At 64.1% G+C, this 21,972-nt stretch carries 17 protein-coding genes; 1 reads left to right on the top strand and 16 read right to left on the bottom strand.

Going from position 1 to position 21,972, the window contains the following annotated elements:
* Positions 1-38 precede the first annotated feature (38 nt).
* The 13 genes from AC1Q6C_RS15535 to AC1Q6C_RS15595 all read right to left on the bottom strand — a co-directional run bounded on the left by AC1Q6C_RS15535 (position 39) and on the right by AC1Q6C_RS15595 (position 15,750).
* The gene (locus AC1Q6C_RS15535; RefSeq protein ID WP_230359869.1) at positions 39-1,073 is read right to left on the bottom strand and encodes a nucleoside hydrolase; all 1,035 of its coding nucleotides are present in this window, start codon (positions 1,071-1,073) and stop codon (positions 39-41) included.
* On the bottom strand, positions 1,066-1,542 hold the full coding sequence (locus AC1Q6C_RS15540) for an OsmC family protein (protein ID WP_007727816.1): 477 nt from the start codon (positions 1,540-1,542) through the stop codon (positions 1,066-1,068). Before AC1Q6C_RS15540 ends, AC1Q6C_RS15535 begins: the two co-directional genes overlap by 8 nt.
* 31 nt (positions 1,543-1,573) lie before the next feature.
* Positions 1,574-2,887 carry a CoA transferase gene (locus AC1Q6C_RS15545; RefSeq protein ID WP_230359870.1) on the bottom strand — a complete coding sequence of 438 codons (1,314 nt, stop codon included), beginning with the start codon at positions 2,885-2,887 and terminating at the stop codon, positions 1,574-1,576.
* 18 nt (positions 2,888-2,905) lie between these two features.
* A complete protein-coding gene (locus tag AC1Q6C_RS15550) occupies positions 2,906-3,784 on the bottom strand; it encodes a hypothetical protein (protein ID WP_030536382.1) in 879 nt (292 codons plus the stop codon).
* 3 nt (positions 3,785-3,787) lie between these two features.
* A complete protein-coding gene (locus AC1Q6C_RS15555; protein WP_003944826.1) occupies positions 3,788-4,876 on the bottom strand; it encodes a hemolysin family protein in 1,089 nt (362 codons plus the stop codon).
* Entirely contained in the window at positions 4,869-6,251 is a 1,383-nt protein-coding gene (locus AC1Q6C_RS15560) for a hemolysin family protein (protein WP_003944847.1), read from the bottom strand. Before AC1Q6C_RS15560 ends, AC1Q6C_RS15555 begins: the two co-directional genes overlap by 8 nt.
* A 311-nt stretch (positions 6,252-6,562) precedes the next feature.
* Positions 6,563-7,999 (bottom strand): GuaB1 family IMP dehydrogenase-related protein, encoded by a 1,437-nt coding sequence (locus tag AC1Q6C_RS15565; RefSeq protein ID WP_030536381.1) that lies wholly within the window; start codon positions 7,997-7,999, stop codon positions 6,563-6,565.
* A 3-nt stretch (positions 8,000-8,002) separates the two neighbouring features.
* Entirely contained in the window at positions 8,003-8,884 is an 882-nt protein-coding gene (locus AC1Q6C_RS15570; RefSeq protein WP_492666686.1) for a DMT family transporter, read from the bottom strand.
* Positions 8,885-8,888: 4 nt separating this feature from the next.
* Positions 8,889-10,391, bottom strand: coding sequence for a DEAD/DEAH box helicase (locus AC1Q6C_RS15575; protein ID WP_003944962.1), 1,503 nt, complete (start codon positions 10,389-10,391; stop codon positions 8,889-8,891).
* A 62-nt stretch (positions 10,392-10,453) separates the two neighbouring features.
* Entirely contained in the window at positions 10,454-11,911 is a 1,458-nt protein-coding gene (gene gnd / locus AC1Q6C_RS15580) for an NADP-dependent phosphogluconate dehydrogenase (protein ID WP_065455743.1), read from the bottom strand.
* A gap of 217 nt (positions 11,912-12,128) precedes the next feature.
* On the bottom strand, positions 12,129-14,096 hold the full coding sequence (locus tag AC1Q6C_RS15585; RefSeq protein WP_161120773.1) for a DEAD/DEAH box helicase: 1,968 nt from the start codon (positions 14,094-14,096) through the stop codon (positions 12,129-12,131).
* Between the two features lie 261 nt (positions 14,097-14,357).
* Entirely contained in the window at positions 14,358-15,311 is a 954-nt protein-coding gene (locus AC1Q6C_RS15590) for a M56 family metallopeptidase (RefSeq protein WP_492666687.1), read from the bottom strand.
* Between the two features lie 25 nt (positions 15,312-15,336).
* Positions 15,337-15,750, bottom strand: coding sequence for a BlaI/MecI/CopY family transcriptional regulator (locus tag AC1Q6C_RS15595; protein ID WP_003944876.1), 414 nt, complete (start codon positions 15,748-15,750; stop codon positions 15,337-15,339).
* 191 nt (positions 15,751-15,941) lie between these two features.
* Here AC1Q6C_RS15595 and AC1Q6C_RS15600 point away from each other — a divergent pair, with 191 nt between their 5' ends.
* Positions 15,942-18,515 (top strand): bifunctional lysylphosphatidylglycerol flippase/synthetase MprF, encoded by a 2,574-nt coding sequence (locus AC1Q6C_RS15600; protein WP_058038790.1) that lies wholly within the window; start codon positions 15,942-15,944, stop codon positions 18,513-18,515.
* Between the two features lie 10 nt (positions 18,516-18,525).
* On the opposite strand, the gene AC1Q6C_RS15605 is transcribed toward AC1Q6C_RS15600, so the two are convergent.
* Genes AC1Q6C_RS15605 through AC1Q6C_RS15615 form a run of 3 tightly spaced genes read right to left on the bottom strand, consistent with a single transcriptional unit; the run spans position 18,526 to position 21,922 of the window.
* On the bottom strand, positions 18,526-19,377 hold the full coding sequence (locus AC1Q6C_RS15605) for an ABC transporter ATP-binding protein (protein WP_003945031.1): 852 nt from the start codon (positions 19,375-19,377) through the stop codon (positions 18,526-18,528).
* Positions 19,374-20,465 (bottom strand): FecCD family ABC transporter permease, encoded by a 1,092-nt coding sequence (locus AC1Q6C_RS15610; protein ID WP_003944960.1) that lies wholly within the window; start codon positions 20,463-20,465, stop codon positions 19,374-19,376. Before AC1Q6C_RS15610 ends, AC1Q6C_RS15605 begins: the two co-directional genes overlap by 4 nt.
* Positions 20,462-21,922: a FecCD family ABC transporter permease gene (locus AC1Q6C_RS15615; RefSeq protein WP_073512408.1), complete on the bottom strand. Its 1,461-nt coding sequence runs from the start codon at positions 21,920-21,922 to the stop codon at positions 20,462-20,464. Before AC1Q6C_RS15615 ends, AC1Q6C_RS15610 begins: the two co-directional genes overlap by 4 nt.
* Positions 21,923-21,972: the final 50 nt, after the last annotated feature.

The raw sequence follows: 21,972 nt of genomic DNA on the forward strand, positions 1-21,972 counted from the left end.
TGTTCTGTCCATGCGAGCATAGCCGGTGCCCGGCTCGGTCAACCCACGACGCGGGCGTAATTTCCCACTCGGTGGACAAGTCGATCGAAGAATTCCGCCGGATCGGTTCTGACCGCGATATCCGCGTTGGGCTCACGCTGCCAGTGCCCGACCCAGTCCGCGACCGTCGTTCCGATCAGCAGTGGACTCTCGGTTTCGACATCTACCGTTGCCGGTTTCAGCGTAGCCAGGCTCGGATCGAGCGCGACGGCAGCAGCGAAGGGATCATGCATGTGAGCAAGAAATCCCTGGTCGTATTCACGGTGGAATTCCATGTAGAACCGGATTGCGTCGGACATATGCCTGATCACGCTGTTGGACGCGGAACTGCGGACGTCGGGACCGTCGTCAGGCGAGATGATCTCTTCCGGGGTGCTCCCGGCAGCGTCGGCGAGCCGACGCACATGTTCGGGGAACATCTCGATGGATTCGGTGACGTTGAGGCCGCAGATGATCGGGCGCCGGTGCGCGGGTACGACGGAGAACGCGTCGAACACCTCCTTGGCGGCGTGCGGATCGACCGAGACGTTCCACTCCGCGGTCGGCGTCGTGTTGCCCGGATAGTTGAACGACCCACCCATCACTACCAGTCGCTTCAGCAGAGACGGCAGATCGGGTTCACGTCTGATCGCCAAGGCCAGGTTGGTGAGCGGCCCCGTCACCAGCCCGGTGAGTTGTCCGGGGTACTCCCGGACGAGATCCACCCAGAGGTCGGTGGCGGTTCGGACCGAGCGCTTGCGACCCGAATCGGGGAGGACCGCATGGCCGATTCCTTGCGGACCGTGAGTCTCCTCGGTGGTGCGCAACGGTATGACCAATGGCTCGCGGGCGCCGAGTGCAACCTCGATGTCCGGGGCGCCGCAGAGCGCAAGCCAGTTCAAGTTGTTGGCCGCGACCTGTTCCACCGGAACGTTGCCGGCGGTGCTCGCAATCCCCAGTATCTCGGCTTCGGGGCTGGCAAGGAGATAGAGAAGCGCCAACGAGTCGTCGATACCGGTGTCGACGTCGACGATGAGCTTGTGCATGTCACTCATCGGTGGCCACCAGGATCGTCGGGGAATGCAGGACGGGGAAGTTCACCGACCGAGCGATGAAGCACTTCGTGTGTGCGGGGCCGTGAAGCTCCTGGGCCTTCTCGACCATCGACGCCTCCGCGACCAACACCGTCGGATTCAACGTCACTTCGATGAACTGGCCGCCGCCATCGGATTCCTCGATCATGCTGCCGACCGGCTGATCGCTGTAGTCGAGAACGACGACCCCAGCGGCAGCTGCCAGCCCGAGGTACCAGAGCATGTGGCACTGGGCGAGGGAGGCAACGAGCAGTTCCTCGGGGTTCCATCGCTGCGCGTCACCGCGGAACGAGGGATCGGAGCTGCCGAGAAGTTCCGGCTTTCCGACCGCGGATATTGCATGATTGCGCGAATATCCCTGCGTGCTGGACGTTCCGGTTCCCAGATCGCCCGTCCACTGAAGGTCGAGTGTGTAGGTATGTGACTTCACAGGTCCATCTTGCCCTGAATGTGCCGGTCCCTCAGTGTGCCCACTCCGCGCGATCCGATCCCCACGGATGGGCTGGTTCGGGGTAGTCCTCGAACTCTGCCAGCGCGGGTCGTGCGGTGGTCACGTCGGCATGGTTGACAACAACATTCAGGCCGGGAGCCGTCGGCAGACCAGGATGGGCGGTTCGGCCGGGTGCGTCGAGAAGACGAGCGCCTGTGCTTGCCAGCGACACGTCGACGTCGCGGCCACGGCCGTCGTGCGAGCGCAGTGTCAACGCGTCGAGGATCCCCGCTGCCAGGAAGTATCCGGTCGAGTGGTCGAGTGCCTGCGCCGGAAGTGCGCCAGGGTTCTCACCACCCTCGAGGAACGAAATGCCGGACGCGGCCTGCACGATGCTGTCGAAGCCACGGCGATTCGCCCACGGACCTTCCCATCCCCATGCGCTGACGCGCCCGTGAATCAGGTGGGCGGGAAGATCCTGCCCGATGAGCGCTTCGAGTGCACCCGGCCGGTAGCCGGTGACCAGTACGTCTGCGGTTTCGAGGAGTTCTCGGAACGCTGCCGCTCCCGCCGAGGACTTCAGGTCGAGAAGCGCCGACCGCTTGCCCTGTCCACTGTCGAGGTGCTGCCATCCGATCTCGGGGATCGCCGGAGGGTCGATCCGCAGAACGTCAGCGCCGACCAACGCCAGGGCACGCGTCGCGACCGGACCGGCGATGACGCGGGTCAGGTCGAGAACACGTGGGCGCGTCGGATGCGTGCGGGGTTTTCCCTCGTCGCGTACTCGGATGGATACCAGAGGCGCAGACCTCGCAGCTGCGCACTGCTCACTCAGGCGCCACTCGGTCTCGGTACGAACACGGACCGCGATGGCTCCGATCTCGGCGGCCTGCTGCTCGATCTCGATGGCGCTGAGTTCGGATATCCGTTGCGCCACTGCATCTTTGGGTGATCCATGAACGAGCGCGAGGACGGCGAGCAGGCGGTCGCGATGGTGCGGATAGTTGCCGTGCGTGCGGACCCAACCGTCGCGGGCGGCAAAGAACCCCGAGTGCTCGGAGAACCCGTTGATCGGCTCGCCGCCGATCCGGAACAGTCGATCGCTCGAGAAGGACGCGGCGATGCGCTCGGGATCGAGGGTCCAGTGTCCGTCGCCCGGGCGGGTTGACCGATGAATCGCCGAGGCGAACGCCGCGACTGAGCCCGCAGCGAGGTCGAACACCGGCAAGTGCGCCGCAAGGAAACCCGCCGAGTCCGGGCATTCGATGTGCCCGCGTCGGTCGTCGCTGTGCACCCCGACGTCACGCTGGTATTCGTCGAGATAGAACCCGTACCCGTGATCCATGCGACGCCTTTCGGCAGTTCAGTGGCCGAGAAGCTCCCGGCACTTCTCTGCCAGCGTATCGCGGAGCGGCGCAGCACGATCCGCCAACTGTTGTTGCTGACGCACGTATTCGGCGCGGCCCGCGGGAGTTTCGATACGAATGGGGGAGTACCCGTACTCGGCGAGGTCGTATGGGCTCGCGCGCATGTCGAGTTCACGGGCCAGGAGCGCGTGTTCGAAGCACCGCATCACCAGGTCGGAATCGACGAGTGGCAACAATTTGAAGCTCCACTTGTACAGATCCATACCGGCGTGCAGGCAGCCCGGCTGTTCGTGATCGATCTGAGTTTCGCGTGCAAGCGGGAGCGAGTTCTTGGGGGCCGCGTCCGGTGTGAAGAACCGGAACGCGTCGTAGTGCGTGCATTTGAGTGGCAGGGATTCGACGACCGCGTCGGTACCGGCGAACCCGAGTCGCAGCGGCACCGACTGGTGACGGATTGCGTCCTCGCCCCCGCGATAGACCATCGCCCATTCGTGGAGGCCGAAGCAACCCAGCACAGCGGGCCGCGCAGACGTCTGATTCAACAGATTCCACACGAATTCGACTGTGTGACGCCGACGCTCCAGCACTGAGGCCTCGACCGTCGCGGTACCCGACTCGTCGACGCGGTAGCCGGAGAAGGCTGCGTATTCGGCGGCGTTCTCGAGCGCGACTCCGTACCCGGGGTGCCAGCGGCGCAGTTGGGCGGGTTTGAAGTTGTAGTACGTGAAGAGGAAGTCGTGCACCGGGTGAGAGATACCGGCGCTACGACGCGCTCGGTGCGGCTCGACGAGCTTCTCCACCTCCTCGAGGTGAAGTGCCCGCCGAGCCGTCCACTCGCTCTGCGCGAGTGCGAGTGAATGCACCGAACGTGTCATCGATCAGCTGTTTCTTTGTCCGGGAACAGCATCCGTGCCGCGATGCGTGCCATCGCGGACCGTTCCGACGTACTCCTCGAGGAGATCCTCGAGCGCGACGATACCGATCACCACTCCGTCAGCGTCCGTGACAGCGCCGAGGTGCGAGCTGGCCCGACGAAGGCCGGCCAGCGCTTCGGCCAGCGGTGTGCTGAGCGGAACGATGGGCAGCGGCCGGATATCCGACGTCGGAACGACGGTGTCCGGTCCAGCGGCCTCGTCGAGCACCTCGTCGAGCACGTCCTTGAGGTGCACGTACCCAGCCAGCGATCCGTCGCTCGCTCGCACCGGGTAACGCGAGTATCCGGTCTCGATGACCGCACGCTCGATCTCACCCAGTGTTGTTCCCGACGGTGTGAGGGGAATGGTCCGCACCTTGTCGAGAGTGATCAGGACCTCGGAGACGGTCCGATCGGTCGATTCGAGTGCCTGCTTCAACCGCCGGTGTTCTTCGGCGTCGATCAGACCTTCGGATCGCGATTCACCGATCATCGCGGACAACTCCACCGCCGAGACCGTGACGTCGAGTTCGTCCTTGGGTTCGACGCGCAGGAGCTTGAGCACTCCGTTCGCGCACAGGTTGTAGAACGCGATGATCGGGCGAGCGATCTTGATGAACGCCAGATGCACGGGAACGAGCAGCATGGCCGTCTTCTCGGGGCCGGCCAACGCGATGTTCTTGGGCACCATCTCGCCGAGCAGGATGTGCAGCACGACGACGAGCGACAGCGCGATGGCAAACGAGATCGGGTGCAGCAATCCGTCGGGCAGGCCGACGGCTTCCATCGGCACCTCGAGGAGGTGCGCAATGGCGGGCTCGGCGACCTTACCGAGGAGGATCGAGCAGATCGTGATGCCCAGCTGAGCCGCCGCAAGCATGAGCGAGAGGTTCTCACCGGCCTTGATGACTGTGAGCGCCCGCTTCTTGCCTTGCGCGACCAGTGCTTCGAGGCGGTCACGTCGTGCGGAGATCAGTGCGAACTCCGCACCGACGAAGAATGCATTGCCGGCGAGCAGCACGACGGTGAGGAGTACACCGAAGAGGTTATTCATCGTCGGACTCCTTCTTGCTGTCGTCTGCGGATTCGGGTTCGACGTAAGCGGGGACCGGCGTGATGGTCACCCGGTCGATACGGCGGCCGTCCATGCCGGTCACTCGTGCAATCCACTTTCCGCGCGAATCACCGGACGAGTCGACGTCGGGCAATTCCACCTCGTCACCCTCGTCGGGGATGCGGCCCAGTTCGGTGAGCACCAAGCCGCCGAGCGTGTCGTAGTCGCCTTCGGGAGCGGTGTACCCGGTAGCCGAAGTGACCTCGTCGATGCGCAGGAGACCGGAGCACGACCATCCGTCGCCGACGCGCTGCACGTCGAGTTCGGGTTCGTCGTGTTCGTCGCGCACATCGCCGACGATTTCCTCGATGAGGTCTTCCATCGTGACGATGCCGGCAGTTCCGCCGTACTCGTCGACGACGAGCGCAACCTGCATGCCGTCGGAGCGGATTCGCTCCATGACGGTGTCCCCGTCCAGGCTCGACGGCACGACGGGAACACGTTGAGCCAGACTGTCGACGCGCGTCGTGCGCCGACGTTCGGCCGGAACGGTGAACGCGTGCTTGATGTGTACGACGCCGACCGTGTCGTCGAGATCGCCGCGAACGACCGGGAAGCGCGAATAGCCGGTCCGCGACGCCGTCACGATTAGGTCTGCGACGGTGTCCGAGAGTTCCAGCGATTCGATCTTCACTCGCGGAGTCATCAGCTCTTCTGCCGTGCGGTCACCGAACTGCAGTGAACGGTCGACGAGCATCGCCGTGCCCTTGTCGATGGACCCGCGCTGCGCGGACGTCCGCACGAGGGACCCGAGTTCCTGCGGTGATCGCGCGGAGCGCAATTCCTCCGCGGGTTCGATGCCCAGGCGTCGCACGATCCAGTTGGCGGTTCCATTGAGGCCGTTGATGGCCCACCGGAAGATCAGCGAGAACCCTGCTTGCAGGCCCGCAGTCGCGCGGGCGGTGGGCATCGGCTTGGAGATTGCGAGGTTCTTCGGTACGAGCTCACCGAAGATCATGGAGAACGAGGTCGCGATCACGAGCGCCAGGATCAAAGACGTTGTCGAGGCCGCGGATTCACTGAGCCCGACGGCCTTCGTGACCGGTGTGATGAACCGTGCCAGGACCGGCTCGGCCAGGTAACCGGTGATCAGGGTTGTGATCGTGATGCCCAGCTGAGCGCCGGAGAGCTGGAACGAAAGAGTCTTGTGCGCGTGTTGAACCTGCCGCGAGCGTCGGTCGCCGCCACGAGCAGCTTCGTCGACGGTGCTGCGTTCGAGCGCGGTCAGTGAGAATTCGGCCGCCACGAAGAGGGCGGTGCCTGCAGTCAGCGCGATGAAGCCGACCAGGCTGAGAATGGTGAAAACGATGTCCATGTGTCATCGCCACCTGAGATGTGCACGGGGGCCGCCGGGTTTGTCTCCCGGCTCGCTAGAGGAGCCCTCCGAACCGGCGGAATCAGAAGATTCCTCGGATAAAACGACGGGTGTAGCGCCGGGTAAGTGTGTGGGTGCCTCGGGCACCGGGTTCCTTTCGTCAGAGCCGAGTAGTTCTCGGCTGTAGCGGGCTCGGTCGGGTCGCCGAAGGGCACCCGACCGAGTTTTGTTTTCTGTTTACGGATCCAATGATACCGGCGGGTGCCCGGGAGTAGGGACCCGAGCACCCGCCGACAGTCACAGAACGTGGTTCACCAACCAGACGGAAGCGGCCGTCCTTCGGCAAATCCGGCGGCGGACTGCACGCCCAGAACGGCCTTCTCGTGCAGCTCCTCGAGAGAGCGCGCACCCGCGTACGTGCAGGTACTGCGCACGCCGGAACAAATCTGATCGATCAGGTCCTCGACTCCGGGGCGCTCGGGATCGAGACGCATCCGCGAACTGGAGATGCCTTCCTCGAACAATCCCTTACGGGCGCGATCGAAAGCCGTTTCGGTGGCTGTGCGAGCGGCAACAGCGCGCTTGGAGGCCATACCGAAGCTCTCCTTGTACGCGTTGCCCGCCTGATCGACTTTGAGATCGCCGGGGGACTCGTACGTGCCGGCGAACCACGAGCCGATCATGACGTTCGACGCGCCCGCCGCGAGGGCGAGTGCAACGTCGCGGGGGTGTCGAACGCCGCCGTCGGCCCAGACGTGCTTGCCGAGCTCACGTGCCGCTGCAGCACATTCCGCGACGGCCGAGAACTGCGGGCGTCCGACGCCGGTCATCATGCGAGTCGTGCACATGGCTCCGGGTCCGACGCCGACCTTGACGATGTCCGCGCCTGCGGCGATCAGATCACGGGTTCCCTGTGCGGAGACCACGTTGCCTGCGACCAACGGGACGCCGAGATCGAGCGCCTTGAGGGTGGTCAGTGCATCGATCATTCTCTGCTGGTGACCGTGAGCCGTGTCCACGACGATCACGTCGGCACCGGCGTCGACGAGTGCCTTGGCCTTGGCGCCCACGTCACCGTTCACACCGACCGCCGCAGCGACCCGGAGTGCGCCGCGCTCGTCGACTGCGGGGTCGTAGATGCCGGCACGGATCGCGCCGGTGCGGGTGAGGACGCCGGCAAGAGTCCCGTCTTCGTTGACGATGACCGCCAGCGGATCGTGCTTGGTTTCGAGCAGTTCGAAGACCTCACGCGGTGTGGCGGTGACCGGGGCCGTGACGAAGTCGGTGATCGCGACGGTACGTAGGCGAGTGAACCGATCGACATCCGCGCAGGCACCCTCGGTGACGACACCGAGAGGCTTACCGTCCTCGACCACCACGACCGCGCCGTGAGCGCGCTTGGGAAGCAGCGCCAGCGCATCGGAGACGGCGTCGTCCGGACTCAGCGTGACCGGCGTATCGGCGACGAGGTGGCGGCTCTTGACGAACGCCACGGTCTCGGCGACAGCTTCGGTGGGGACGTCCTGCGGAATGATGACCAGTCCGCCGCGGCGGGCGACAGTCTCCGCCATGCGGCGGCCGGCGACTGCGGTCATATTGGCGACCACGACGGGAATGGTCGTTCCGGATCCGTCGGAAGAATTGAGATCGACGTCGAACCGAGAGGTGACCTCGGTCCGGTTAGGGACGAGGAAGACGTCGTCGTAGGTCAGGTCGTATGGGGGGCGTTGCCCTTCGAGGAACTGCACGTTTCACGAGCCTACCGTCGATTCCGCCGTAGCGCCCTCGGTATCGCGCGCTTGTGAGCGGGAGAGGGCGATCGTGGTCATGATCATGACGGCGACGGCGCACCCGATGAGAGCAATTCCGGGACCGTCGACGCGGAGGCCTTCGTCGAGCACTGTCATCCCCAGGAAGATGGCCGCGATCGGCTCGCCGATCGTCAGGGCGGGTAGCGACGCCGACAGCGGCCCGACCTGGAACGCGCGCTGTTGCAGGTAGACCCCGATTGCGCCCGAGGCGATCAGCGCCCACGTCTGCCATGCCGAAATCACCCCGATGACGCCGTGGCCGAGTAGGTCGGTGACGTACTTGGTGAATGCGACGGCGACGCCGTAGAAGATGCCTGCCGCAGAGCCGAGAAGCAGTGCGCGCCAGCCGCCGTCGAGTTTGGACAAGCCGCCGACAGTTGCGGCCACGGCCACTGCGACCGTAATCGTCAGGGGCACAGCCCAATCCGACCATGGAGCATTGCTGTCTCCCTCGGTGGGATCGCCGACGACGAGGAAGATCGCCAAGGAAATCGCGAGCATGATCGCCAGTGACCACGCGGAACGGGTGATGCGGATTCCCGAGAATTTGGCCGAGAGAGGCAGCGCGAACAGCAACGAGGTCACGATCAGCGGCTGCACCACCAACACCGAACCCAACGACAGTGCAACGGCCTGCATGACGTACCCGCCGCCGTCACCGATCAGCCCGGCCCACCACCGAGGACTGCGAATCAACGACGCCACCAACGCCTCGCCCTCGGGAACCGCGGACGCCGCCCGTTGCTGAGCGACCGAAGCGCACGCGAAGAGCAGTGCAGCGAGAAGTGCGCAGAGAACCGAGATCAGTGGAAGATCACCCATTCCCTCAGTGTGCGCGCTTGCCCGCCCGATTTCCGGCAGACGGCTTTCCTGCGCCGGGTGCGCCGCGACGCGGGGTCAAGCCCTTGGACGCCAGACGCTCCGAACGGGTCGGGACCGGAGTGCCGTCCGCACGGATCTTCTTCACACTCTTCGGATCGGTGACGCGCCGCGAGGAGGCGGCGCGCTTGTCGCCGTCCTTCTTCATCCGGCCTCCGGCAGCGGTCCGGCCTGCAGTGTCGTGTTCCTGACGGCCACGCTTGGCGGTGTGCTTGACGGCAACCGTCGTATCGGGAGCCTCGACCGGAATTCCCGTCGGCTCCATCGCACCGGTGATGCGCGTGAGTTCAAGATCGTCAGGACGAACCCGCACACCGTGAACCTTGATGCCTGCCTGCTTGGTCAACTTCTCGACCGAATCACGTTCTTCGTCGGTGACGATGGTGACGACGACGCCTGATTCCCCGGCGCGTGCCGTCCGGCCGGCCCGGTGCAGGTAGTCCTTCGCCTCGGCCGGGGGATCGACGTGAACGACGAGCGTCACGTCGTCGACATGGATTCCGCGCGCGGCGACATCGGTGGCGACCAGGACCGGTGTTGTCCCGTCGGAGAACGACGCGAGGGTCTTGGTCCGATTGTTCTGCGTCTTGCCGCCGTGCAGAGCCCCGGCCGAGACGCCGATCAAATGCAGTTGCTGCGCAAGACGATCCACACCGTGCTTGGTCTTGACGAACATGATGGTCCGCCCCGCGCGCGAAGCGATATGTGCGACAACGGATCTCTTGTCGTCGCGGTCGACGAAAAGCAGGTGATGCTCCATGGTCGAGACGGTCGCAACCGGGGGAGCAGTCGAGTGCGACGCCGGATTGCGCAGGTAACCCGCGACCAGATCGTCGACCTTGCCGTCGAGTGTCGCCGAAAAGAGAAGACGCTGACCGTCTTTCGGAGTCGTGTCGAGAATCTTCGCAACCTCGTCGATGAAACCCATGTCTGCCATGTGGTCGGCTTCGTCGATGGTCGTGATCACGACGTCGTCGAGAATCACCGACTTCTGCTCGAGTAGGTCGAGCAGGCGCCCGGGGGTCGCAATCAGCAGATCGACGCCGCGGGCAAGGATGTCGGCCTGACGCTTGATCGGAACGCCCCCGACCGCATTTGCCACACGCAAACCGATCTCGGTAGCGGCGTCGTCGAGTGCCTTGTGGATCTGGATCGCCAGCTCACGGGTGGGAGCGAGCACCAAACCGCGCGGACGATTCCGCTTGCTCGCCCCACCCTTGAGGCGCACCAGCATCGGAAGCCCGAAGGCCAGAGTCTTTCCGGAACCCGTCGCACCGCGCCCGAGTACATCCCGACCGGCAAGAACATCGGGGATGGTTGCCGACTGAATGGGGAAGGGGGCATCGATGCCGCTTCGGCGCAACGCGTGCACCATCACGGCGGGGATTCCGAGGTCGACGAACGAACGCCCTTCGGTCGAGGTGGGCGAGTCGATCGTCGATTCCTGCATTTGTCCAGGCTACCGGGTATCGGTAGACGCAGATGACCGCATCTACCGATACCCGCTGTGAATCAGGCCTCGATTTCGCTGCGGTCACCGCTCCACAGTGTGTGGAACTTGCCCGGCTTGTCGATGCGCTCGTAGGTGTGCGCGCCGAAGAAGTCGCGCTGACCCTGAGTCAGGGCGGCCGGCAGACGCTCCGCGCGGAGACCGTCGTAGTACGACAGCGAGGACGCGAACGCAGGTACCGGAATGCCGAGCATCGTCGCGGTGGCGACCACGCGGCGCCAGCTGTCGATGCCTGCCTCGATGGCCTCGCGGAAGTACGGCGCCAGGATCAAGCTCGGCAGGCTCGGATCGGCGTCGAACGCGTCCTTGATGCGGTTGAGGAACTGCGCACGGATGATGCAGCCACCGCGCCAGATCGTCGCCAGGTCGGCAGGCTTGAGGTTCCAGTCGTACTCGGCGCTGCCGGCAGCGATCTGATCGAAGCCCTGCGCGTACGCCACGATTTTCGACGCGTACAGCGCGGCCTGGATGTCGGCGGCAAACTGCGCGGCGTCAGCAGGCTTGTCGCCGAGAGAGCCGGCAGCCAGACCCTGCGCCTGAGCTGCGGCGCGCTGATTGCGGCTACCGGACAGTGCGCGAGCAAATACGGCCTCGGCGATGCCGGTGACCGGCACGCCCAGATCCAGAGCAGACTTGACCGTCCAGCGGCCCGTTCCCTTCTGCTCGGCAGCGTCGACGATGACGTCGACCAACGGCTTGCCCGTCTCGGCGTCGACCTGGCGGAGCACCTCGGCGGTGATCTCGATCAGGTAGGACTCGAGGGTGCCCTTGTTCCACTCGGTGAAGACGTCGGCAACCTGACCGGCGTCGTAGCCCAGAGCGTCGCGGAAGAGGTTGTACGCCTCGCCGATGAGCTGCATGTCGGCGTACTCGATGCCGTTGTGCACCATCTTGACGAAGTGACCGCTGCCGTCGGGGCCGATGTGCGTGCAGCACGGGGTGCCGTCGACGTGAGCGGAGATGGACTCGAGAAGCGGGCCGAGAGCCTCGTAGGACTCCTTCGGGCCGCCCGGCATGATCGACGGACCGTTGAGTGCGCCTTCTTCGCCACCGGAGATACCGGCGCCGACGAAGTGCAGTCCGCGGGCGCGGATCGCCGCTTCACGACGGATCGTGTCGGTGTAGAGCGAGTTGCCACCGTCGATGATGATGTCGCCGGGCTCCATGGCGTTTGCGAGCTCTTCGATGACAGCATCGGTCGGGGCGCCGGCCTTGACCATGATCAGGACGCGTCGCGGCTTCTGAAGTGCGGCAACAAACTCCTCGACGGTCTCGGTGCGCACGAAATCGCCCTCGGAACCATGCTCGGCGATCAGGGCATCGGTCTTCGCGATGCTGCGGTTGTGCAGGGCAACGGTGTGACCGTGGCGGGCGAAATTGCGGGCAATATTCGAACCCATGACGGCCAGGCCGGTGACGCCGATCTGAGCTCGGGGTGATTCGGTGCTAGTGGTTGACATGCTTACAGCTTTCCCTCTCGGTCCGCGGCTGTGAAATCCTGCGCTGTGCGCAGCCGAAAACGGTGCGGCCGCGACGCGCGTGAACATCAGACCGTGCATACAAAACACGGATGCAGATCACTTTAATTGCAGTGACCTGCATCCGTCTCGATACAGCTTCCGGCACAGCCGGAAGGTTCTCAGTGTTCAGTTGTCGAGCCGCAGCTCAGCGCAGGTATTACCGCTGATCGCGCTTCGGGCCGTCGAATCCGTCATAGCTACGACGGTCGGTGCGGCTGCGGAAGCCGCCACCGCTGGTCGAGGCTGCACGGTTGTCGCCGCCTTCGCGGTTTCCCTGGTATCCACCGGAGGAGCGGTTGCCCTGGTAGCCGGTCGAGGGGCGGCTGTCGCGATCGCCGTACGAGCGGTTGTTGTCACGGCTGCCCTGGTATCCACCACCGGACGAACGGTTGCCCTGGTATCCGCCGCGGCTCTCGCCGTCGCGGCTTCCCTGGTATCCGCCCGACGAGCGGTTGCCCTGGTAACCCGTCGACGGGCGGCTGTCGCGGTCTCCGTAGGACGGACGGCTGTCACGGTTGCCCTGGTAACCACCGCTGGAGCGATCACCCTGGTATCCGCCGGACGAACGGTTGCCCTGGTATCCGCCGCGGCTCTCGCCGTCGCGGTTGCCCTGGTAGCCACCCGAAGAGCGGTTTCCTTGGTATCCGGTCGAGGGGCGGCTGTCGCGGTTGCCCTGGTAACCACCACTGGAGCGATCACCCTGGTATCCGCCGCGGCTCTCGCCGTCGCGGTTGCCCTGGTAGCCACCCGAAGAGCGGTTGCCCTGGTATCCACCGGACGAGCGGTTGCCCTGGTAGCCGCCACGGCTTCCACCACGATCACCGAAGGAACGCTCGCCACGAGAAGAGCTCTCGCGCAACGGTTCTCCGGTCGGCTTCTTGGCGCCGGTGATGCGAGCAAGTTCAGCAGAACCCGGGGTGACGGCAACGGCTGCGGCATTGACGCCGGCCATACCGGTCAGACGCTTGAACTGACGCTTCTGGTTCGGCAGCACGATGGCGACAACGGTGCCCTTCTCGCCGGCGCGAGCGGTACGACCAGCGCGGTGCAGGTAGTCCTTGTGGTCGGCCGGGGGATCGACGTGAACGACGAGGTCGATGCCGTCGACGTGGATTCCGCGTGCTGCGACGTCCGTTGCGACGAGGACCGGGGTGCGGCCGTTCTTGAAACGCTCGAGGACGCGGGTGCGCTGGTTCTGTGCCTTGCCGCCGTGAAGCGACTCGGCAGCGATGCCGACTGCGCGGAGGCGGTCGGTGATTCCCTCGCAACCGAGCTTGGTGCGGGCGAACATGATGGTGCGTCCGTCGCGGGCACCGATCTCGGCGAGGACTGAATCCTTCTGTCCACGATCGACGAGGAGGACGTAGTGCTCCATCGTGTCGACGCTTGCGCGGCCGTCTTCGGTGGAGTGGGTGACGTGGTTGGCCAGGAATTGACGAACCAGCGACTGGACCTCACGGTCGAGGGTTGCCGAGAACAGCAGACGCTGTCCGTCTGCGGGGGTCTCACCGAGGATCGAGCGAACCTCGGGCAGGAAGCCCATGTCCGCCATCTGATCGGCTTCGTCGAGTGCGGTGATTTCCACCGAGTCGAGGATGCAGGTGCCCTGACGCAGGTGGTCGCCGAGACGACCCGGCGTTGCGACGAGGACGTCTACGCCGCGGCGAAGCTGATCGACCTGCTTGGCGAACGGCGTTCCACCGACAGCGGGGCGAACCGTGAGTCCGAGTGCTCCGGCGTAGGAGTTGAGGGAGTCGACCACCTGGAAAGCAAGCTCACGGGTGGGGACGAGCACGAGTGCGCGGGGACGCTTGGCGGCCGGGCGATCTTCGTGGCGTGAGAGGCGGGTCAGCATCGGCAGGCCGAAGGCGAGGGTCTTGCCCGATCCGGTCTGTGCGCGGCCGAGAACGTTGGTTCCGGCGAGCGCGTCCGGGATGGACTGCGCCTGGATGGGGGACGGGACGGTGATGGAGTTGCGCGCCAATGCGGCAACAAGCTGCTCGGGCAGGCCGATCTCGGCGAAGGTGATACCCGGCTCGGTGGCGACTGCTTCTTCGGCAGCGGGGGTGTTGACGGTGGGGTCTTCGATGTTCTCGGAAGACGACATTTGGACAGCGTTGGTCACGCGGAAACCTCTCCGGACTACGGGCACGTCGCGGAGCAGAAAAAGCCATGCTGAAATACACGACACAGTTCGCAAAGGGACGAGCCAGGGCACATGTCACCTGGCAATCCGAACGCATACTGCGGGGAATTGGGCTGTGTGCCGTTATATGTTGACGGACCACGATGGTGGCCGTGATCCACTCTACGCCACCGGGGACGCCGAAGTCAGGTAGCCCCGCCTGTGACCTGCACTACTACACGGGGTTACGCAGGTCAAGACTCAGTATGCGTTGAAAAGCAGTCGAAGTTCGGTGAGCCAGGGCACAGCCACCGCAACCGTGGGAACAACGAGAATCGCGACCGCCCCGAGATACGCAAAAACTGCGATGCGGGGATCTGCGTCGTCGGCCGAGAGGCGTTGCACTCGGATGAGCGTCGACGGCCCGCCCGCTGCCATTGCCCCGCGGGGTGCCGTCGATCCGGCACACGCGACAAGCGCCCGCGCGAGGGGAGTGGGACCGGTAGCCCGCACGGCTGAATCGTCGGCGAGCAACTCCACCAAGAGCTGCACCGATCCCAGGGCCGACTTGCTACGAACGAAACGGGGGAACGCGTGGTTGACGGCAGTGAAAGCCTCGAGGACCAGATCGTGACGAGCTCGCAGGTGGGAACGCTCGTGCGTCAGGATGGCTTTGACCTCGGCATGATCGAGGTTCTGCAGAGTGCCTTGACTGAGAACCACGCGTTGACGCAGACCTGGCAGGCAGTATGCGATCGGTTCGTCGACGTCCAGTACCCGCAGATCGGGTGTGCGTTCCACCGACGCGGGCATGGCGCAGTCGTCGAGAAGGTCCACCAACACGCGGTGACGTGCACGGCGACGTCGGGTTCGCACAGCGACCTGGATGATCGAGAAGATCAGCTTCGCGCCGATCAGGAGCGTCAGGGCAAAAACAACCACGTACAGAATCCACAGTGGGAGCCCGAGTGCATCGATTTCGGCGGTCGGGGCCGTCGTCGGCCTACCGTCAGAGCCGGGAACGAGCAGCTGGCTGGCAATGGCCAGGCCCGAGCTGAATGCCGACAACACCGCAGCAATTGCGACGGCTTGCCACAGGACCAACGCCGCGCGTGGAGCGCGGTACGGCCACGTGGAGCGGCTCAGGAGTGCGGGAACCGGACCGGCCAGCAACAAGGCAAGCAGTCCGAAAACCAGTGCAGTAGTGGCGTTCATGTCCTACACATCATGCACGACGAAATCAGTTCGGCCTAGAAATTCCGGGCTGCGCAGCCTTTTTCGCGGACTCGCGCACCTCGAGGGCAGCGAGCGCCTCGCGGAGAGCATCGGCTTCGTCAGCATTGACCTGTCCCACGAAGTGGACGAGCGCCGCGGCGCGACCGCCGGACTCCGGAGCCTGGGCCAGCGCGTCGACCATCAGACTCGCGACCAGTTCTTCGCGCTTGTTGACGGGAAGATAGCGATGTGCGCGATCGTCACGCTGCTGAATCACCAGATGCTTCTTCGCCAGGCGCTGCAGAACGGTCATTACCGTCGTGTACGCCAATTCGCGATGCGTCGCGAGTGCTTCATGCACCTGTCGCACAGTTTGCGGTTCCGATGTGGACCACAAGTGATCCATCACCGCACGTTCGAGTTCACCTAGACCTGCCATTCTTCGATTCTACGGACTTCCACGACGAAATACGTACTACTGGTAGTAGTAACCACCTCGGTGGGGGTGTGGTATTGGCCATAGTGATCTGCGTGACGGTTACGGTGGTGTGAGACGACGGAATTCCCGACAATGACGATGCCCGATAATTGCAAGCCAACAGTCGATCCGCAGAAAGTAGCCGCACGTAGATGACGATCGACAGTTCGCCGGGCACCGAAGAATCGACATCACGGGCGCGGGTAGTCACGCAGAAAGCTGTCGGCATCATCCGTTTCGGCATTCGCGACGCACCGTTGACGGTCGTTCTACTTCTCACCATGTGGATCGTGGGTGCCGCAACCGGCAGCCTCGTTCACGGACCGTCCCGCGATCTCGAGCACACGATCGGTGCCGGAATGGGCTCGATCCAGCACGGCCGCATCTGGACTCCGCTCACGTCCGTGCTGTGGGCAGGAAACCTGCTCGGGTACCTCGGCGCGACCGTGCTCCTGATCGCAGTCGCCGCACCCCTCGAACGCCGAATGGGAACGATCAAGCTTGCGATCGCCGGCGCAAGCACTCAAATCTTGGGAGTCCTGCTCGGGCTCGGCTGGGCGTCGTTTGCGAAGGTGTTCGATTCCAGTTGGGGATTCCGCCTCCACGTGGGCTCCGCGGTCGGAGCCAGTGCATGGATCGTCGGCGCTGCGATGGCCGCCAGCTCGAACATGGGCACCCTGTGGCGCCGTCGCATTCGCGTCGGAACTTTGGCGTTGACGATCACTTTGGCCTTGTTCAGTGGTCAGCTGCAAGACGTCATCCGATTCTTTGCCGCTGTGGTGGGTTTGGTGATCGGTCAGTGGATCGTCGGACGATCGGCGCGCGGTGAGCGCATCGCCGGGACACAGCGAGAGGGTCGCGTCCTGGTCGCCATCGTCGTCGCGGCGAGTGCGATCGGCCCGATGATCGCCGCATTGTCCCCGCAGGCGGTCGGCCCACTCGCGGTCCTCCGTGACCTCTTCCGCGGAGTTCCCTGGACTGTCGCCGAGGTTCGAGAACTGTGCGAGGAGTCCTCGTCGGATCCGGACTGCCGACGAGGACTCCTCGAGCTCAGACTCTCCGGTATCGGCCCGACTCTGCTCTCGCTGATGCCGTCGATCTTCGTTCTCGTGTTGAGTGACGGGCTCCGTCGTGGCCGCAGATTCGCCTGGATTGCGACAGTGTGTGCTCAGGTAGTCCTACTCGTCCTCTCGATCGGGAACTTCGTCATCAGGTTCGTCGACGCCGTCGACAGTGACAGCTTGTTCTACGGAATCAGCGATCCGAACGTGTACCGAACTCTGGTGCCGTTCCTGACACCGCTCTTCGTACTGATCCTGCTGATCGCGACACGTCGATACTTCGACGTCGCGGCCCCGGCCAAGACATACCGACGTCTCGGTGCTGCGATCGTGACCTTGCTCGCGGTCCTCGCCGTGATCTACGTCGGCGGCGGAATGCTCGCCAGGCACGGGTTCGATCGCGAGCCCACCGTAACGATGTTGCTCGCGGACTTCCCTCAGCGCCTTGTACCGCCCGTGTACCTGCAGTTGATCGATCCGCGTCTGCTTCCCGTGGACATCGAGTCGACGTTGCTCTTCGAGTGGACCGGCGTCGTGTTCTGGGGCGTCGCCGCCGTGTTGGTGTTCGTGAGTTTCCTCAAGCCGGTCAAGACCGCCGATCCCAAAGCCGCCGAACGAGCACGATCCATGTTGATCGCCGGTACCGGCAGCCCGTTGTCCTGGATGACGACGTGGAAGGGAAACACATACTGGTTCAGCGCGGACGGTTCGAGTTACGTCGCGTATCGCGTCATCGCCGGTGTTGCTCTCACAACCGGTGATCCGGTCGGTCCTCCAGATCGCATGCGCACGGCGATCGAGGAGTTTGCCGAGTTCGCGTCGTCGAACGGTTGGATTCCCTGCTTCTATTCAGTGACCGACGACGCCCGAAGCATCACTGATTCCATGGGCTGGAGCGGCCTGCAGGTCGCCGAGGAAACCGTGCTCGACCTCGGACAGGTCGCGTTCACAGGAAAGCGGTTCCAGGATGTGCGAACAGCACTGAACCGGGCGAAGAAGTCCGGGATCACGGCCGAGTGGATTTCCTTCCCTCATGCACCTCTCGCGATCAAGGATCAGATAGTTGCGATCTCGGAGGAATGGGTGGCGGACAAGGGGATGCCCGAGATGGGATTCACCCTCGGCGGACTCGACGAGGTCGACGACGAACAAGTGCGGTGCCTGATCGCCGTCGACGAGGATCGCACCGTGCACGGTGTCACGTCGTGGCTACCGGTGTACCGCGACGGCAAAGTCGTCGGGTGGACACTCGACTTCATGAGGCGACGCTCCGAAGGATTCCGTCCCGCGATGGAGTTCCTCATCGCCTCCGCTGCACTGAAATTGGAGGAGGAGGGCGTCGAGTTCCTCAGTCTGTCCGGTGCACCGTTGGCAACAATCGCCGGTGACTCCGAGAGGAATGCGAACGAACCGGAGGCCACGACTTTCTCGGCGATGATGGACAGCGTGCTCGACCTACTCGGTCGCACCCTGGAACCGGTGTACGGATTTCGTTCGCTGTTGGCCTTCAAATCGAAGTTCCAGCCTCGGTACGTGCCGATGCACATGACTTTCGCCGATCCAGCCGCGTTGCCGAGCATCGGGAACGCGGTCGGACGGGCGTACCTGCCGACCGTGACGATCGGTCAAGGATTCAAACTTGTTCGGACGATTCTGGGTCGCTGATTCGCGATCGTCACGCAGGCTTTGCCGGCCCGCCGACGGCGCCGAACACGTGCCGGGTACCGATCGGAACGATCAGCGGCCGATCCGAGACGGGATCGTCGATGACCGCAGCTTCGAGACCGAACACCTCGAGCAGAAGTTCCGCGGAAATGATGTCCTTGGGGACACCAGAAGCGACGACGGCGCCGTCGCGCATCACGATCAGATGATCGCTGTATCTGACCGCGAGATTGAGGTCGTGCAGCACCATCACCACGGTGCGCCCCATTTCCTCGTGGAGTTGATCCACCAGGTCGAGGACTTCCATCGAGTGCGCGAGGTCCAGATAGGTAGTCGGTTCGTCGAGAAGCAGAATGTCGGTTCCCTGGGCGAGAGCCATCGAGATCCAGGCTCGCTGGCGCTGACCGCCGGACAATTGATCGACGGGTCGATCGGCGAGATCCGAGACACCGGTCAGCTCCAGCGCTTCGGCGACCTCGCCCTCGTCGTCCGCGGACCACTGCCTGATCCACGACTGGTGCGGGTGGCGCCCACGTGAGACCAGATCGGCGACCGTGAGTCCTTCGGGCGCAACCGGAGTCTGGGGGAGCATTCCGAGCACCCGTGCGACTTCCTTGGTCTTCATCGAACTGATCGCCTTGCCGTCCAGGACAACCGATCCGCCCTTGGGCTTGAGCAGACGACCGAGCGCACGCAGGAGCGTCGACTTGCCGCAACCGTTGGGGCCGATGACCGTCGTGATCACGCCGGTAGGGATCTCGAGATCGAGTCCGTCGACGATGATGCGGTCCCCGTACCCGAGCGTCAGGTTCTTGGCGACGAGACGCGAAGGAGTATCGGTGGACTGGGCGATGGTGGTCATGCTGTGACCTTCCGATTGTTACGAACCAACAGGTAGAGCAGGAACGGACCACCCAGTGCGGAAGTCACGATTCCGACGGGGAGTTCCACAGGCAGAATTGTTCGAGCGATGACGTCGCTGCCGACCACCAGTACAGCACCGGTCAGCGCGGACGCCACGATGGGCGGGCCGGCAGAGCGCACCAGACGCATGGCGACCTGTGGCGCAGCCAGGGCGACAAAGCCGACCGGACCTGCTGCGGCGGTTGCGATGGCGGCCAGCGCCACGGCGGAGAGCAACAGTTTGGCCTGCGATGATTGCAAGCGAACACCGAGAGAGGTGGCGTTGTCGTCGCCCAACCGCAGCGCTCCCATGGTGAACGAAGCGATCACCGCGTAGCCGCCGACTACCGCGACAGCGATGGCTACCGGCCACATCTGATTCCAGGTGGCACCGTTGAGCGAACCGTTGAGCCACACCTGTGCGCGGGAAGCATCGTTGATGTCCGCCGAGATGAGGAGCCATCCCGTCGCTGCCACCAGCATGGCGTTGATGCCGATACCGATCAGGATGAGGCGGAACCCCTCGACGCCCTTGCGCCACGCCAAGGCGTAGATCACCACTGCTGTCAGTAGGCCGCCGCAGAGTGCAGCCAACGGAATCCCCAGTGTGGCAAGCAGTCCCACGAACGACCCGCCACCACCGAGCACGATGAGAGCAACCGCGGCAGCACTCGATCCGGCCGTGATTCCGAGGATGTCGGGGCTGGCGAGGGCGTTGCGAGCGATCGTCTGGGTGACCGCACCGGCAATACCGAGTGCCATGCCGATGAAGAGTGCGGTGAGCGATCGAGGAAGTCGGAGATCGAAGACGATCAGGTTCTGTGTCTTGCTTCCATTACCGAGCAGGACGGAAATGACATCGGGGATCGAGATCGGATAGTCGCCGCGTCCGATGTTGATGCAGAGCAGAAGGAAGAGTGCGACCGCGAGCGCAATGCACACCGACACCGCGAGTGGACGGTAGACCAGCGAGAATCCACCGATACGAATCGACTTACGTGAGGGGACGGTCCGGGGGAGTACCCGGAGTTCTTGCTTGAGCGTCACAGACTTGCCAACTTCCTGCGGCGTACGAGAGCGATGAAGAACGGGGCGCCGAAGAGGGCCAGGATGATTCCGACCTGCAACTCGCCGGGGCGCACGACTACGCGACCGATGATGTCCGCGGTGATCAACATGACCGCACCGAGCAAGCCCGCGTACGGGACCAGCCAGCGATAGTCGGGTCCGGTGATGGCCCGGGCCACGTGGGGGACCACCAATCCGATGAACGCGATAGGTCCACACGCTGCGGTCGCGGCGCCGGTCAGCAGGGTGATCGCGATGATGCCGAGGGTGCGACTGAACGCGATGTTCGTTCCCAACGCTTTTGCGACGTCTTCACCAAGGCTGAGGACATTGAGACCAGGCGTACTCGCCAGGGCGATGACCAACCCGAGTATCAGGAAGGGGAGGACCTGCCAGAGAACGTCGAACCCGCGACCGGACACCGACCCGACTACCCAGAAACGGTAGGCGTCCAGGCTCGTCTGGTCGAGGATTATCACGGCGTTGGTCATGGCTTGCAGGAAGAACGCGACGGCCGCGCCCGCCAGAGCCAGACTCAGAGGACTTGCGCCGCCGTTTCCGATGGAGGACAAGCCGAAGACGACGATGCTGGCGACGAACGATCCTGCAAACGCGAACCAGAGGTACTGACTCGGTGCGGTGAAGCCGAAGAGATAGATCGCCATGACTACGAAGAAAGCCGCGCCGGCGTTGAGGCCGAGTAGTCCGGCATCTGCCAACGGGTTACGCGTGTGTCCCTGAATCAGGGCGCCGGCGATACCGAGTGCGATGCCGACGACAAGACCCAGGATGGTCCGCGGAGCGCGCAACGTTCGCACGATGATGTCCGTCTGGGTGCCGTCCGAACTGAAGATGGCGTGGAAGATCTCGGCAAACGTCAGCGGACGTGCGCCCACCGCGATGCTCGCGAGCATGACGAGCGCGAGAAGAACCGTGAGCACCGCTAGACCGATCAGCCGGCGTCGACGAGTTGCCCCGACGCTGTTGTCGCGCGCGAGTTCCTCGAACCCTTCTTCGCGCGCCGTGCTTTCACGGACCACCTCGATACCGGTTCGATCGAACGGCCTGCGCAGAGCCCGGCGAACACCGATGGGCTGCTTTGTCTTCGCGTCACGCGTGACCAGACCTACCCATCCCTTTCCCGAGGTCCGGCCTGTGGCACCTTCGCGGAATCCCAGGTTCCACACGAGGAGACCAACGGCAATGGCTATTGCCGTCCCACCGAATACTGCGCGGTCGGCTTCGCCGCCACCGTTCTCGTCTCGGAGCGACTGAACGACGTACCAGCCGACGAGCAACGGAAGCAGGAACACCCCCGCGTCGAAAATCCCAGCTAGAACACGCATTCGGACAGGAGCCGGGCCGCGCGGCACTATGCGCCGTCCGTACGTCTCGCTGGGTCCTCGGGGATGTCCGTTCCCGAGCGGTTTGATCATCGTCACTGGCGGTTCGAGCTCCTGGTCTTTGTGCGCAGGGAATTCGCATC

It is taken from the genome of Rhodococcus sp. MT28, assembly GCF_058792695.1.

Bases quoted from the DNA above. Each gene is read 5' to 3' on its own strand.
- AC1Q6C_RS15535 (WP_230359869.1), bottom strand. From the start codon at position 1,073: ATGAGTGACATGCACAAGCTCATCGTCGACGTCGACACCGGTATCGAC.
- AC1Q6C_RS15545 (WP_230359870.1), bottom strand. From the start codon at position 2,887: ATGGATCACGGGTACGGGTTCTATCTCGACGAATACCAGCGTGACGTC.
- AC1Q6C_RS15550 (WP_030536382.1), bottom strand. From the start codon at position 3,784: ATGACACGTTCGGTGCATTCACTCGCACTCGCGCAGAGCGAGTGGACG.
- AC1Q6C_RS15555 (WP_003944826.1), bottom strand. From the start codon at position 4,876: ATGAATAACCTCTTCGGTGTACTCCTCACCGTCGTGCTGCTCGCCGGC.
- AC1Q6C_RS15560 (WP_003944847.1), bottom strand. From the start codon at position 6,251: ATGGACATCGTTTTCACCATTCTCAGCCTGGTCGGCTTCATCGCGCTG.
- AC1Q6C_RS15570 (WP_492666686.1), bottom strand. From the start codon at position 8,884: ATGGGTGATCTTCCACTGATCTCGGTTCTCTGCGCACTTCTCGCTGCA.
- AC1Q6C_RS15575 (WP_003944962.1), bottom strand. From the start codon at position 10,391: ATGCAGGAATCGACGATCGACTCGCCCACCTCGACCGAAGGGCGTTCG.
- gnd (WP_065455743.1), bottom strand. From the start codon at position 11,911: ATGTCAACCACTAGCACCGAATCACCCCGAGCTCAGATCGGCGTCACC.
- AC1Q6C_RS15590 (WP_492666687.1), bottom strand. From the start codon at position 15,311: ATGAACGCCACTACTGCACTGGTTTTCGGACTGCTTGCCTTGTTGCTG.
- AC1Q6C_RS15595 (WP_003944876.1), bottom strand. From the start codon at position 15,750: ATGGCAGGTCTAGGTGAACTCGAACGTGCGGTGATGGATCACTTGTGG.
- AC1Q6C_RS15600 (WP_058038790.1), top strand. From the start codon at position 15,942: ATGACGATCGACAGTTCGCCGGGCACCGAAGAATCGACATCACGGGCG.
- AC1Q6C_RS15605 (WP_003945031.1), bottom strand. From the start codon at position 19,377: ATGACCACCATCGCCCAGTCCACCGATACTCCTTCGCGTCTCGTCGCC.
- AC1Q6C_RS15615 (WP_073512408.1), bottom strand. From the start codon at position 21,922: ATGATCAAACCGCTCGGGAACGGACATCCCCGAGGACCCAGCGAGACG.